This is a genomic window from Mitsuaria chitosanitabida ATCC BAA-476 = NBRC 102408 (genome assembly GCF_001598255.1).
In the GTDB taxonomy this organism is placed as follows: Bacteria; Pseudomonadota; Gammaproteobacteria; order Burkholderiales; family Burkholderiaceae_C; genus Roseateles; species Roseateles chitosanitabidus.
Genome location: NZ_BCYP01000012.1, coordinates 58,039 through 70,534, shown reverse-complemented (window position 1 = coordinate 70,534; position 12,496 = coordinate 58,039). Strand labels below are relative to the sequence as shown.

Annotated in this window: 13 protein-coding genes; 6 read left to right on the top strand and 7 right to left on the bottom strand. The window is 69.2% G+C overall.

The genetic code is table 11. The annotated features are described in order from the left end of the window. Window positions 1–20: 20 nt before the first annotated feature. Window positions 21–1,319: an isocitrate lyase gene (gene aceA / locus MCHT01_RS08115; protein ID WP_420541760.1), complete on the bottom strand. Its 1,299-nt coding sequence runs from the start codon at window positions 1,317–1,319 to the stop codon at window positions 21–23. Between the two features lie 32 nt (window positions 1,320–1,351). Between aceA and MCHT01_RS26105 the strand changes: the two genes are divergently transcribed. Together MCHT01_RS26105 and MCHT01_RS27800 are read left to right on the top strand one after the other, a co-directional pair. Beyond that, window positions 1,352–1,678 (top strand): hypothetical protein, encoded by a 327-nt coding sequence (locus tag MCHT01_RS26105; RefSeq protein ID WP_148661446.1) that lies wholly within the window; start codon window positions 1,352–1,354, stop codon window positions 1,676–1,678. Window positions 1,679–1,783: 105 nt separating this feature from the next. Then, window positions 1,784–3,334 (top strand): methyl-accepting chemotaxis protein, encoded by a 1,551-nt coding sequence (locus MCHT01_RS27800; RefSeq protein ID WP_067064467.1) that lies wholly within the window; start codon window positions 1,784–1,786, stop codon window positions 3,332–3,334. Between the two features lie 103 nt (window positions 3,335–3,437). Here the strand turns inward: MCHT01_RS27800 and MCHT01_RS08105 are convergent, their stop codons facing one another. After that, entirely contained in the window at window positions 3,438–4,415 is a 978-nt protein-coding gene (locus MCHT01_RS08105) for a tripartite tricarboxylate transporter substrate binding protein BugE (RefSeq protein WP_067064465.1), read from the bottom strand. A 175-nt stretch (window positions 4,416–4,590) separates the two neighbouring features. On the opposite strand from MCHT01_RS08105, the gene MCHT01_RS08100 reads away from it, so the two are divergent. Further along, complete coding sequence (locus MCHT01_RS08100; protein WP_067064462.1) at window positions 4,591–5,478, top strand: AEC family transporter; 888 nt, start codon at window positions 4,591–4,593, stop codon at window positions 5,476–5,478. A 307-nt stretch (window positions 5,479–5,785) separates the two neighbouring features. Here MCHT01_RS08100 and MCHT01_RS08090 read toward each other — a convergent pair whose 3' ends face one another. From MCHT01_RS08090 to MCHT01_RS08080, 3 genes are all read right to left on the bottom strand, one after another. Then, window positions 5,786–6,046 (bottom strand): hypothetical protein, encoded by a 261-nt coding sequence (locus tag MCHT01_RS08090; protein ID WP_067064459.1) that lies wholly within the window; start codon window positions 6,044–6,046, stop codon window positions 5,786–5,788. 115 nt (window positions 6,047–6,161) lie between these two features. Further along, window positions 6,162–6,884, bottom strand: a complete 723-nt coding sequence (cuyB, locus tag MCHT01_RS08085) for a cysteate racemase (protein ID WP_067064457.1) — start codon at window positions 6,882–6,884, stop codon at window positions 6,162–6,164. Between the two features lie 52 nt (window positions 6,885–6,936). Continuing rightward, entirely contained in the window at window positions 6,937–7,830 is an 894-nt protein-coding gene (locus MCHT01_RS08080; RefSeq protein ID WP_067064455.1) for an amino acid ABC transporter substrate-binding protein, read from the bottom strand. Between the two features lie 126 nt (window positions 7,831–7,956). On the opposite strand from MCHT01_RS08080, the gene MCHT01_RS08075 reads away from it, so the two are divergent. Next, window positions 7,957–8,838 carry a LysR family transcriptional regulator gene (locus MCHT01_RS08075; RefSeq protein WP_067064454.1) on the top strand — a complete coding sequence of 294 codons (882 nt, stop codon included), beginning with the start codon at window positions 7,957–7,959 and terminating at the stop codon, window positions 8,836–8,838. Window positions 8,839–8,867: 29 nt separating this feature from the next. Here the strand turns inward: MCHT01_RS08075 and queG are convergent, their stop codons facing one another. After that, on the bottom strand, window positions 8,868–9,935 hold the full coding sequence (gene queG / locus MCHT01_RS08070) for a tRNA epoxyqueuosine(34) reductase QueG (protein WP_067064533.1): 1,068 nt from the start codon (window positions 9,933–9,935) through the stop codon (window positions 8,868–8,870). 83 nt (window positions 9,936–10,018) lie between these two features. Between queG and tsaE the strand changes: the two genes are divergently transcribed. Together tsaE and MCHT01_RS08060 are read left to right on the top strand one after the other, a co-directional pair. Beyond that, entirely contained in the window at window positions 10,019–10,516 is a 498-nt protein-coding gene (gene tsaE, locus MCHT01_RS08065) for a tRNA (adenosine(37)-N6)-threonylcarbamoyltransferase complex ATPase subunit type 1 TsaE (RefSeq protein ID WP_067064452.1), read from the top strand. Window positions 10,517–10,573: 57 nt separating this feature from the next. Further along, window positions 10,574–12,013, top strand: coding sequence for an N-acetylmuramoyl-L-alanine amidase (locus MCHT01_RS08060; protein WP_439956158.1), 1,440 nt, complete (start codon window positions 10,574–10,576; stop codon window positions 12,011–12,013). A gap of 59 nt (window positions 12,014–12,072) precedes the next feature. Here MCHT01_RS08060 and MCHT01_RS08055 read toward each other — a convergent pair whose 3' ends face one another. Further along, a complete protein-coding gene (locus MCHT01_RS08055) occupies window positions 12,073–12,402 on the bottom strand; it encodes a hypothetical protein (RefSeq protein ID WP_067064450.1) in 330 nt (109 codons plus the stop codon). Window positions 12,403–12,496: the final 94 nt, after the last annotated feature.

The window sequence follows — 12,496 nt, the reverse complement described above, 5'->3', positions numbered from 1 at the left end:
GGCCGCCCGGCGCACGGCGATCAGCCGTGCTTGGCGTCGAAGAACTGTTCGTCCTCGGTGGAGCCCTTCAGCGCCGCGGTCGACGCTTGCGCTTCGATCGTGGTGGTGACCGCGTCGAAGTAACCGGTGCCGACCTCGCGCTGGTGCTTCACGGCGGTGAAGCCCTTCTCGGCGGCGGCGAATTCCGCTTCCTGCAGCTCGACGAAGGCGCTCATGTTGTTGCGCGCATAGCCGTAGGCCAGGTTGAACATCGAGTAGTTCAGGCTGTGGAAGCCCGCCAGCGTGATGAACTGGAACTTGTAGCCCATCGCGCCCAGTTCGCGCTGGAACTTGGCGATGGTGGCGTCGTCCAGGTTCTTCTTCCAGTTGAAGCTGGGCGAGCAGTTGTAGGCCAGCAGCTTGCCGGGGAACTTGGCGTGGATGGCCTCGGCGAAGGCCTTGGCGAAGGCCAGGTCGGGCTTGCCGGTCTCGCACCAGATCATGTCGGCGTAGGGGGCGTAGGCCAGACCACGGCTGATGGCCTGGTCCACGCCGTTGCGGGTGCGGAAGAAGCCTTCGACGGTGCGCTCGCCGGTGCAGAAGGGCTTGTCGTTGTCGTCGATGTCGCTGGTGACCAGATCGCCGGCCTCGGCGTCGGTGCGGGCCAGCAGCACGGTGGGCACGCCCATGGTGTCGGCCGCCAGACGCGCCGCCACCAGCTTGGCCACCGCTTCACGCGTGGGGACCAGCACCTTGCCGCCCATGTGGCCGCACTTCTTGGCGGCGGCCAGTTGGTCCTCGAAGTGCACGCCCGCGGCGCCCGCGTCGATCATGCTCTTCATCAGCTCGAAGGCGTTCAGCACGCCGCCGAAACCGGCTTCCGCGTCCGCCACGATGGGGGCGAAGTAGTCGATGTCGTTCTTGCCTTCGCTCCACTGGATCTCGTCGGCGCGCTTGAAGGTCGCGTTGATCTTCTTGACCACTTTCGGCACGGAGTCCACCGAGTACAGCGACTGGTCGGGGTACATCTCGCCGTTGCTGTTGGCATCGCCGGCGACCTGCCAGCCGGACAGGTAGATGGCCTTCAGGCCGGCCTTGACCTGCTGCATCGCCTGGTTGCCGGTCAGGGCGCCCAGCGAGTTGACGAAGGGCTCGGTGTTCACCAGGTTCCACAGCTTCTCGGCGCCGCGCTTGGCCAGCGTGTGCTCGATCGGCAGCGAGCCGCGCAGACGCACCACGTCGGCGGCGGAGTAGCCGCGCTGGATGCCCTTCCAGCGGGGGTTCTCGGCCCAGTCCTTCTCGAGGGCGGCAATCTGCTGGTCGCGGGTCAGGGTCGTCATGATCAATCTCCTGGTTAGATGAAGTCGCTTGAATGAACTCGCTGGGATCGCCTCGCCGGAACCGCTTCCCGGGAGCCTCCTGGGAATCAGCTCGCGATGCGAAACCGATGGACTCAAATCTAGGCGCCTCCGACCGGTCAGGTTCGCGCTATGTCTTATATAAGACTGAATTTTTTCACCAACAAAATCAACAGGTTGCGATTCATAAACCGGATGGTGAGATGACCTCCTCCATCATGAGAAATTTTGCGGCGGCGCAGCATGACGGTTTTTTGCATGCCGCGACGCCCTTTTCATCTATTGAAATTCGTCGGGTCGCCTGCCGTACCCGGTACAACGCCACGTTTTGGCGGTGCTGACCTCGTCCCGCGTGGGGGCCTGCCGCCTACAGTCGCGACTCCATTTGGTACCGGTGCCATCGCCATGACGCGTCACCGGGCCGGAGCAACCGACGGAGACAAGACGTGAAGTTGAACGACATGCGCCTGGCAGCCCGCCTCTCGATGGGATTCGGCGTGGTGCTGCTGCTGGTGGCGGCCATCATGACCGTGGGCTGGCTGGGCCTGAACCGCACCGAGCAGGCCACCCGCACGATGATGGCCGTCCCGCTCCAGAAGGAGCGCCTGGTCAGCGAGTGGTACATGCTGACCATCGTCGGCGTGAAGCGCTACACCGCGATCGCCAAGAGCAGCGACCCGTCGCTGGCGGACTACTTCACCGCCGACGTGAAGGTCTCCACCGCGCGGGGCAACGAGATCGTCAAGTCCCTGGACGCGCTGCCCAAGAGCGACGACGAGAAGCGCGTCGTGGCCGAGCTGACCGAGGCGCGCAAGACCTACATCGCCACGCGCGACAAGATCGCCGCGCTCAAGAAGGCCGGCGACGCCGAGGCCACCGAGCGCCTGCTGACCGAGCAGTTCCGCCCGCAGGCCGACGCCTATCTGGAGAAGATGACCGGCTACCTGCGCTTCCAGCAGAAGACGCTGGACGACATGGCCGCGGAGGTCGACGAGGCCACCAACGCCGCGCAGGCCCGCATCCTCGTGATCGGCCTGCTGGCCCTGGCGGCCGGCGCGCTGTTCGCCTGGGCCCTGACGCGCTCGGTGACGCGGCCGCTGGCGCGGGCCATGGATCTGGTGGAGTCCGTCGCCCAGGGCGACCTGACCCGGGTCGCCACGGCCGAGGGCCGCGACGAGATCGCCACCATGGTGGGGGCCATCGAGCGCATGCGCGCCAGCCTGCAGACCGCGATCACCCAGGTGCGCTCCTCCTCGGAGAGCATCCAGAACGCCTGCCACGAGGTGTCCGCCGGCAACCAGGACCTGAGCCAGCGCACCGAGCAGACGGCCTCCAACGTGCAGCGGGCGGCCAGCACCATGGAGCAGCTCAGCGGCACCGTCGGCCACACGGCCCAGTCCTCGGGCGAGGCCAACAAGCTGGCGAACTCCGCCGCCGAGGTCGCCACGCGCGGCGGCGAGGTGGTGTCGCAGGTGGTGGCGCGGATGCAGGGCATCCATGGCAGCTCGCGCCGGATCGCCGACATCATCGGCGTGATCGACGGCATCGCCTTCCAGACCAACATCCTCGCCCTGAACGCGGCCGTCGAGGCGGCGCGGGCCGGCGAGCAGGGTCGCGGCTTCGCGGTCGTGGCGTCGGAGGTGCGCACGCTGGCGAGCCGCTCGGCCGAGGCGGCCAAGGAGATCAAGACCCTGATCGCGGCCAGCGTGGACGAGGTCGAGGCCGGCACCGCGCTGGTCAACCGCGCCGGCGAGACCATGAACGAGGTGGTGGACGCCATCCGCCACGTGCACCGCATCGTCGGCGAGATCAGCGTGGCCAGCGCCGAGCAGGCGCAGGGGGTGTCGCAGGTGTCGGGCGCGGTCAGCGAGATGGACGCCGCCACGCAGCAGAACGCGGCGATGGTCGAGGAGATCGCCTCCGCCGCCTCCAGTCTGCGGGGTCAGGCGCTGAGCCTGGTCGACGCGGTCAGCGTGTTCCGCATCCACCGGGCCTGAAGGACCGGCCGGGCCGCGCGTGCCGGCATGACAAAGGGGCGTCCCGTGGGACGCCCCTTCTCGTCGGTGCTCTGCCGAGAACCGGCCCCGGATCCGCGGAGGATCAGTCGAGCTTGAGCTTCTGCTGCTCGACGACCTTCTTGTAGACCGCGAACTCGGCCTTGATCTGCTCGGTGAACTGCTCGGGCGTGTTGCCGATGACGATCGAGCCGGTCTGCTCGATGCGGTTCTTCACCTCGGGCATCTCGATGGTCTTGCGGGCGGCCTCGTTGATCTTGGCCACGACTTCCTTGGGCAGGTTCTTCGGGCCCAGGATGCCGTAGTAGGCCATGCGGTTGACCGGCTCCAGGCCCAGTTCCTTGAAGGTGGGGACGTTCGGGAGCACGGCCAGGCGCTGCGGCGCGGCCACGGCGATGGCGATCAGGCGGCCGTCCTTGATGAACGGGAGCGCCGACGGCAGGTTGTCGAAGATCATCGGGACCTGGCCGGCCACGGTGTCGTTCAGGGCCGGGCCGGCGCCGCGGTACGGGATGTGGGTGACGAAGGTGCCGGTCAGGCTCTTGTACAGCTCCATCTGCAGGTGGCCGATGCCGCCGGTGCCGGAGGTGGAGTAGCTGTACTTGCCGGGGTTCTTCTTGAGCTCGGCGATGAAGCCCTTGTAGTCCTTGGCCGGGAAGGACGGGTGGACCGCGATCACGTTGGGCGTGGCGGCCAGGTTGATGATGGGCGTGAAGTCCGTCAGCGGGTTGTACGGCGTCTTCGGGTTGATGGCGGGGTTGGTGGCCGTGGTGGACACGGTCGCCACGCCCAGCGAGTAGCCGTCCGGCGCGGAGCGGGCGGTGTCGGTGGCGCCGATGATGCCGCCGCCGCCCGCCTTGTTCTCCACGATCATGGTCTGACCGAGGGGGCCCGCGATGTGCTGGGCCACCACGCGGGCGACGATGTCGGTGGTGCCGCCGGGCGCGAAGGGCACGACCAGCTTGACCGGCTTGTTGGGATAGCCGTCGGCCAGGGCGAGCGAGCAGCTGACGGTCAGCGTGCCCAGGACCAGGCCGCGTTGAAGGATCGAGCGACGGTTCATGATCTCCTCGTCTTCTGAAAAAGGGGGACGTTGATGCGAGGCCGGGGGACCGGCCATCGGGCGAGCTTAAGTATCCCGGCCTCCGGGGGGCGCTAGCGGAACTACGTAGAGACTTCGTCAAGGCGTGTGCGATCGGACTGGCACACTCGTGCGCCCCTTGGACGAACACCCCCGCATGCTGCTGTTGCTGCCCGACTTCCTGCTGATCGCGGCGGGATTCCTGCTGTGCCGATACACGCCGCTGGACCGGCCGGTCTGGGAGGCGGCGGAAAAGCTCGTGTACTTCCTGCTTTTTCCTGTGCTGTTGTTCAACTCCATCTCGCGCAGCACGTTGTCGCCGGGCGACACCATGACCCTGATGGGCGCCGGGCTGGGCGTGATGGGCGCGGGCATCGCGATGGCGTACGCCCTGCGGTGGGTGCCAGGTGTTGCCCCCAGGACCTTGGCGTCCGGGTCGCAGGTGGCCTTCCGTTTCAACACCTTCGTCGGACTGGCCTTGGCCGAGCGGCTGCACGGCGCGCAGGGCGTGGCCTGGATCGCGATGATCGTCGCGGTGTGCGTGCCGGTGGCCAACGTCGCGGCGGTGTATCCGCTGGCGCGCCACGGCGGCCACGGTTACCTGCGCGAGCTCGCCCGCAATCCGCTGATCGTGGCGACGCTGACGGGCCTCGCGGCGAACCTGCTGGGCCTGCGCCTGCCGGAACCGGCGGCGATCACCCTGCAGAAGATCGGCCTGGCGGCGTTGCCGCTGGGCTTGATGGCGGTCGGCGCCGGCCTGCGGCTGGGCGCGCTGAAGGACGCCCCCTGGCTCGCGGCCACCCTGCTGGCGATCAAGCACCTGATGCTGCCGCTGGCGGCGATCGCGCTGGGACAGGCGCTCGCCCTGCCCGCCCCGCAGGCCGCGCTGCTGATCGCCTTCGCCGCCCTGCCGACGGCCTCGAGCGCCTACGTCCTGGCCGTCCGCATGGGTGGCAACGGCCCCTTCGTCGCGGGACTGGTCACGGTCTCGACGCTGCTCGGGATGGTGGCACTGCCGATGTGGCTGGAGGTCGCCATCAGATAAGGACGCCGCCCGGAGACGCTCCAAGGCGGCGCCCGCTCAGCATCAGGTCGAGGTGGATCTCCGTCGTACCCACCGCGCGACACCGTAAGCCAGCGGCCCGGTCGCCGACGCGAGGGCGAGTTGCCACCACTCGCCGCCCCCGCCCTCCTTGGGAACCACGACGGCACCCACGGAAAGCGCCGTGGCGAGACCGGCGAGCACCAGGCCACCTCGCTGGGCGTGTACGGCCCGCGAGTAGGACAGCACGCCGACCCCGGTGGCCAAGGGCATCAGGACCGTCTGCCAATCCAACGCGACGCCCATCGCCTCAGACCTTCTTCGCGAACCACTGACCGGCGCTTCCGAACGCGCCGCCAAAGAGCTTCATGGCAATGCCGGCGCCACTTGCCGAGACGGCACCCCCAATGGCCCCGTACATCACGGCGCCCCCGAAACCCATGAGGGTGCGCCGACTCCCCGCGAGGTAGTTCGCTCCCGCCAAGGTCCCCCCGACGATGACGCCGACTGGCACGGCGGCCAAGCCGCCATGCACCCTTGCGATCTCTTCCTTGTTCAGCGTTCTCAACATTCACAACTCCTGAAAGCGACGGCATGCGCGCCGTCGAATTCATGGTCGTCGTGACCGGTCGCATCGACCATTCTGGAAAACTCGTCGCATATCCCAGTCGGATGCCTGACTCGAATCAGTGGTCCGATCGCCGCGCGCTCGCCCAGGCCACGGCCTCTCGGGCGAGCGCGGCGGTGGCGTCGATGACCGGCAGGCCGGCCGCTTCGGCGTCGAGCACCAGCGGGATCTCCGTGCAGCCGAGCACGATCGCGCGGGCGCCCCGTTGATGCAGGGCCCGCGCGGCCTGCGCGAGCCGCTGCGCGGCCGCGGGCAGCTGAGCGGCCTTCACGTCAGCGATGCCGGGCATGACGAGGTCGAGCATCTCGCCGGCCGTCGGCAGCAGCCATTGGACGCGGCGTCCGTCCAGCGCGGTCCGGTTCAGGTAGAGCCCCGAGGCGAGCGTCGCGTCGGTCGCCAGCAGGCCGACCTTGCCACCGTCCGGCACGCGCTCGAGGGCCTCGGCGATCGCGGCATCAACCAGATGGATCATCGGCAGGCCCAGCGCCCGCTCGAGCTCGTCGAACCACAGGTGCGCCGTGTTGCAGGGCACGACCACCATGTCCGCGCCCGCGGCGATCAGGCGCCGGCCGCTGGCGATCATCGCGTCCAGCGGCGAAACGCCCTCGCCCCGGAACGCGGCCGTGCGGTCGGGCACCTGCGGGATGCTGCTGACCACGACCGGGACGTGGTCCTGGTCCGTCACCGCCGGCGTGGCCGCGAGCATCTTGCGCATGAAGTCGACCGTCGCCAGCGGCCCCATGCCCCCCAGGATGCCCACGACGCCGGGCGGGCCCGGCATGGCTCCGCCCGCGCCGCGCGCCGGGCGCGGTGTTGTCTGCGTCATGGGAGGCTTACTGCGCCGGCTTGTCCGACAGCGCCTTCAGGTTGTCCTGCAGCTCGCGGCTCATCGGCGCGTTCAGGTTGATGCCCCGCGGCGGGATCGGCGACTGGAACCACTTCTTGTAGAGCGCCTCGAACTCGCCGCTCTTCATCAGCTGCGTCAGCACCCCGTCCACCAGCTGCTTGAAGGCCGGATCGTCCTTGCGCAGCATGATCGCGTAGGGCTCGACCTGCACCGCGTCGCCCACCACCGCCAGCTCCGCCGGGTTGGCCGAACTCGCCTTCAGCCCGTACAGCAGGATGTCGTCCATGCCGAAGGCGTCGGCGCGGCCCGCCTGCACCAGCAGCGCGGACTCGGCGTGGTCCTTGGCGCTGATCAGATCGAAGCCCAGCCCCTTCTCCTGGTTGAGCCGGCGCAACACCTGGAAGTTGGTCGTGCCCGTGGTCGACACCACCTTGCGGCCCTTCAGGTCCGCGAAGGACTTGATGCCCGAGTTCGCCTTTACCAGCAGCCGCGTGCCCGTGTAGAAGTAGTTGATCGCGAAATCGACCTGCTTGGCGCGCTCGGTGTTGTTGGTGGTGGAGCCGCACTCGATGTCGATGGTGCCGTTGGCCAGCAGCGGGATGCGGTTCTGCGAGCTCACCGCCTGCGTGGCCACCTTCAGGTCCGCGCGGCCGGTGGCCTTCTTCACCTGGTCGACGATCTTCCCGCAGATCTCCCAGCCGAAGCCGGTGGGCTTGGCCTCGGCGTCGAGGTAGGAGAACGGGATCGAGGAGTCCCGGTAGGCCACGGTGATCGTGCCCGAGGACTTGACCTTCTCGAGCGTGCCGCCCGTCTGTGCCTGGGCGGCACCGGCGGCGACGAGGGACAGGACGACAACTGCACTGGGAACGAAAGCCTTCATGGCGTTTCCTTTCTCGCGGTGGGCGAAGGTGGCAATGCGTGAACGATATTGAACCTCAGTCCTCCCGTGGATCGGAAGTCCGCTCCAACGTATAAGCTGGCCTTATGTTCTTGCCGGGAGCACGGCGTGCGCCTGAAACACATCGAGGTCTTCCATGCGGTGATGCTGACGGGTTCCGTCAGCGCCGCGTCCAAGCTGCTGCACGTGACGCAGCCCGCCGTGACGCAGGCCCTGCAGCTGGCGGAGTTGCAGCTCGGCTACGCGCTGTTCACGCGCCAGCGCCGCCGCCTCATCCCCACGCGCGAGGCGCAGGCGCTCTATCCGGAGGTCCAGGCGCTGATGTCGCAGCTGGAATCGGTGCGCCGCATGGCCACGGCGCTGGGCAGCGGCGAGGGCCAGGGCTTCCGCATCCTGGTCGTGCCCTCGCTCGCGGTACGCGCGCTGCCCGAGGCGCTCAAGCTCTTCCGCCGCCGCTACGGCGATCTGCCGATCTCCGTGCGCACCCTGCATTCCAACGACATCGCCCGGGCGATGGCGCTGCAGGAGGGGGATGTCGGCATCGTCTATGGGCGCATGCCCCACCCGGCCCTGAGCGACGAGCTGGTCGCCACCGGGCGATTGGTGTGTGTCTCCGCGCGCGGCAAGTCCGGCGCGGACCGCCGCGCCACGGTCGATCTGCAGGACGTGCTGCGCGAGCCCTTCATCCGCATCGACGAGCGCGACCCGCTGGGCGCGGTGCTCGCCGATCAGTGGGCGCGGCTGGGGCTGACGCCGCAGGCCGGCATCACCGTGCAGACCCACCACATCGCGATGGTGATGGCCGAGCAGGGATTCGGCCCCGCCATCGTCGACTCCTTCACCGCGCAGGCCCGTGGCGAGGACCTGCACCTGCGCACCCTGCTGCCCGAGGTGCCGGTCGAGGTCCGCGCGGTCCAGCCCCAGGGGCTGCGCTCGCCCAAGGCGGTGTCGGACTTCATCGCCGCCTTCCGCAAGGCGATCCAGGAGTGAGGCGCCGGCGCGAGGGCCGGCCGGGGGGATCAGCCCTCCGGGTCCTGCGCCAGCGCCCAGTCGATGTGCTCGGCGAGCAAGGCCGACGCGTCCGGCCGGACCGCCGTCAGCGCCCGGCGAAGGTCCTCGCGCAACGCCGGGGCCAGGTCTTGCCTGAGCGCGTTCCCCATGGCCACGGCGAGGTTGCGCCGCCAGCGCGCATGGCCGATGCGCCGGATCGCCGAGCCCTCGGTGCGGCGCAGGAAGGTCGGCTCGTCCCAGGCCCAGAGCGCCAGCAGCGAGGCGTTCCCCAGCGGTTCGCGCCAGTCGAAGTCCGGCAGCGGGCTGCGGCGCGCGAACTTGTTCCAGGGGCAGACCAGCTGGCAGTCGTCGCAACCGTAGATGCGGTTGCCCATGGCCTCGCGGAACTCGACCGGGATCGGTCCGTCCTGCTCGATGGTCAGATAGCTGATGCAGCGCCGCGCGTCGAGCCGGTACGGGGCGACGATCGCCCGCGTGGGACAGGCATCCAGACAGGCGCTGCATTGGCCGCAGTGCGCGGTGACCGGCTCCGTCAGGGGGAGCGCCACGTCCAGGAAGATCTCGCCCAGGAAGAACATGGACCCGCTGTCGCGATGCAGGGTCAGGGTGTGCTTGCCGCGCCAGCCCAGGCCCGAGCGGGTGGCCAGCTCGACTTCCATCACCGGTGCCGAGTCGGTGAACACGCGATGCCCCATCGGTCCGATGGCGGCCTGGATGCGGTCCGCCAGCTGCTGCAGGCGATGGCGCAGGACCTTGTGATAGTCCCGCCCCCGCGCATAGAGCGAAACCTGCGCCCGCGACGGATCGCGCATCGCGGCCCATTCGCGGTCCTGCCAGTCGGGGCCGACCGACTCGGGCAGGTAGTCCATGCGCGCGGTCAGGATGCTGAGCGTGCCGGGGACCAGCTCGGCCGGCCGCGCGCGCTTGAGGCCGTGGGCGGCCATGTAGTGCATCTCGCCGTGATGGCCGGCGTCCAGCCACGCTTGCAGTCCGGCTTCCGCATCGCTCAGATCGACGTGGGCCACCCCAATCTGTGAGAATCCGAACTCATGCGCCCAGGCGCGAACCTCGCCCATCAGCGCCTGCAGCGCGGCGGGGTCTCGGGAGAGGCTCGATGTCGAATCGGGCCGGGGCATGTCGATCAAGGATTGCATAGGTTTTGAGCATTCTAGAAACCCGCCCGTTCCATTGGCCCGACGAGGTCGCCTGCGAGCAGTTCGCACAGGCGCTGGCCGCTTGTCCCCAGATCGCGGATGTGAGCATCGAGCTCGACGGCGGGCTGGGCGCCGGCAAGACCAGCCTGGTCCGCCACCTGCTGCGCGCGCTGGGCGTCACCGGCCGCATCAAGAGCCCCAGCTACGCCGTGGTCGAGGATTACCAGCCGCCCGCCCTCGAGGGCCTGCCCGCCCACCACTTCGATTTCTACCGCTTCAGCGACCCGCGCGAGTGGGAGGACGCCGGCTTCCGCGACCTCTTCGCGGCGCCGGGGCTCAAGCTCAGCGAATGGCCCGAGAAGGCGGCCGGCATGCTGCCGCCGCCCGACCTCAAGCTGCACCTGGACGTCAACGACGACGACAGCCGCGCCGTTCGAGCCGAGGCCCACACCGCCCGCGGCCAAGCGCTGCTGGCCGACCTCTCCCGGCGCCTGGCGCCCTGAGCCGATGCGTTCCACCCGATGACCTCGATCCGATCGAAGGGAAACCTGCCCGACCCCATGACCGGCATGCTCAAGACCCCGTCCCACGAACGCCGCAAGGCGCTGCGCCGCATGGGCGCGGTCGCGCTGAGCTTCCCCGTGCTGCCCGCCCTGCCCGCGCTGGCGGCGGGCGCCGCCTCCATCGTCGCCGTTCGGGTCTGGCCCGCGAGCGACTACACCCGCGTGACGCTGGAGTCGGACCGTCCGCTGGCGGCCAAGAGCTTCATGGCGGCCAACCCGGACCGCCTGGTCATCGACATCGACGGCCTGGAGCTCAATCCCAGCCTGCGCGACCTGATCGGCAAGGTGAAGCCGGACGACCCCTACATCGCCAGCGTGCGCGTCGGCCAGAACACGCCGCGCGTGGTGCGCATCGTGCTGGACCTCAAGCAGGCGGTGGCGCCGCAGGTCTTCACCATCGAGCCGGTGGCCGCCTACCAGAACCGCCTGGTGCTGGACCTGTATCCGACGCAGGAGCGCGATCCGCTGCTGGATCTGGTGCGCGGCAAGGAGGCGGCGGAGCGCGCCGCCGCGCATGAGGTCAACGACGCGCTGGGCGAGTTGATCGGTCGCATCGACCGGCCGCAGACCGCGGCCTCGGTGGCGGAGAACGCCGCCAGCGCGGCCATCGCGCCACCACCGCCGGCCAAGAGCGGGACCCGGGTCGCGCAGGCCGAGCCCCCCGCCCCGCCGGCGCCGCCGCTCAAGGAGATCGCGCCGGAGATGAGCCAGACCAAGCTGGACCGGCTGATCGTGATCGCGATCGACCCCGGCCACGGCGGCGAGGACCCCGGCGCCATCGGCCCCAGCGGCCTGCGCGAGAAGGACGTGGTGCTGGCGATCGGCAAGAAGCTGCGTGACCGGCTGAACACCAATCCGCGCATCCGCGTGATGATGACCCGCGACGCGGACTTCTTCGTCCCGCTGAACGAGCGGGTGCGCAAGGCGCGCCGGGTGCAGGCCGACCTGTTCGTGTCCATCCACGCGGACGCCTTCATCACGCCCAAGGCGCGCGGCGCCTCCGTCTTCGCGCTGTCGACCAGCGGGGCGAGCTCCACCGCCGCGCGCTGGATGGCGGACAAGGAGAACGCCGCCGACGTGATCGGCGGCGTCAACAGCAAGGTGGTCAAGGACGAAGGCGTGCTGCGGGCGATGCTGGACATGAGCACCTCGGCGCAGATCAAGGACAGCCTGAAGCTGGGCGGCGAGGTGCTGGGCCAGATCGGCAAGCTGGCCAAGCTGCACAAGGGCAGCGTGGAGCAAGCCGGCTTCGCGGTGCTGAAGGCACCGGACGTGCCCTCGATCCTGGTCGAGACGGCCTTCATCTCCAACCCGGAGGAAGAGGCCAGGCTGCGCGACCCCGACTATCAGGACGACCTGGTGAAGGCCTTGGCCACGGGCATCGCGCGTTACTTCGCGAAGAACCCGCCGCTGGCCTCGCGGCATCGGGCGTTGTAGGACGCTCACCGCCAGCTCGCGACCTCCGCGACGCTCGCCGTGCACCGCCCGTTTCCTGCTCACGGCGCCTGCGGGGCCGGCCGCGCATCGCTCGCCTCCCGTTCGACACGCCGGCGCCGCGCCGGATCCGGCGCGCCCTCGGCCTGCGCGAGCCACAGGATCAGATCGATCCGCAAGCGTCGCGCGCCGGGCGTTCGTGCGCCCAGCATGTCCTCCAGGTACTGCTGGATCTGCTGCTCGAACCTGCGCACTTCGAACGGCCGACCGACAGTCTTGGCGAGCCCGCGCGCGACGGGTCGCCACACCGGGGCCCGTTCCGTTGCCGACGCAAGCCCCGCGTCGAGTTCGACCGACACGGCTTCCGCGGCCGGCTCCATCTGCTGGTCCATCACCACCTCCAGATCACGTTCCAGACGCCGCCACGCGGCGTCCCATGAGCGGTCGATGGTAGGCAGTGGAACCCCGCTTGCGGGCGTTCATCCC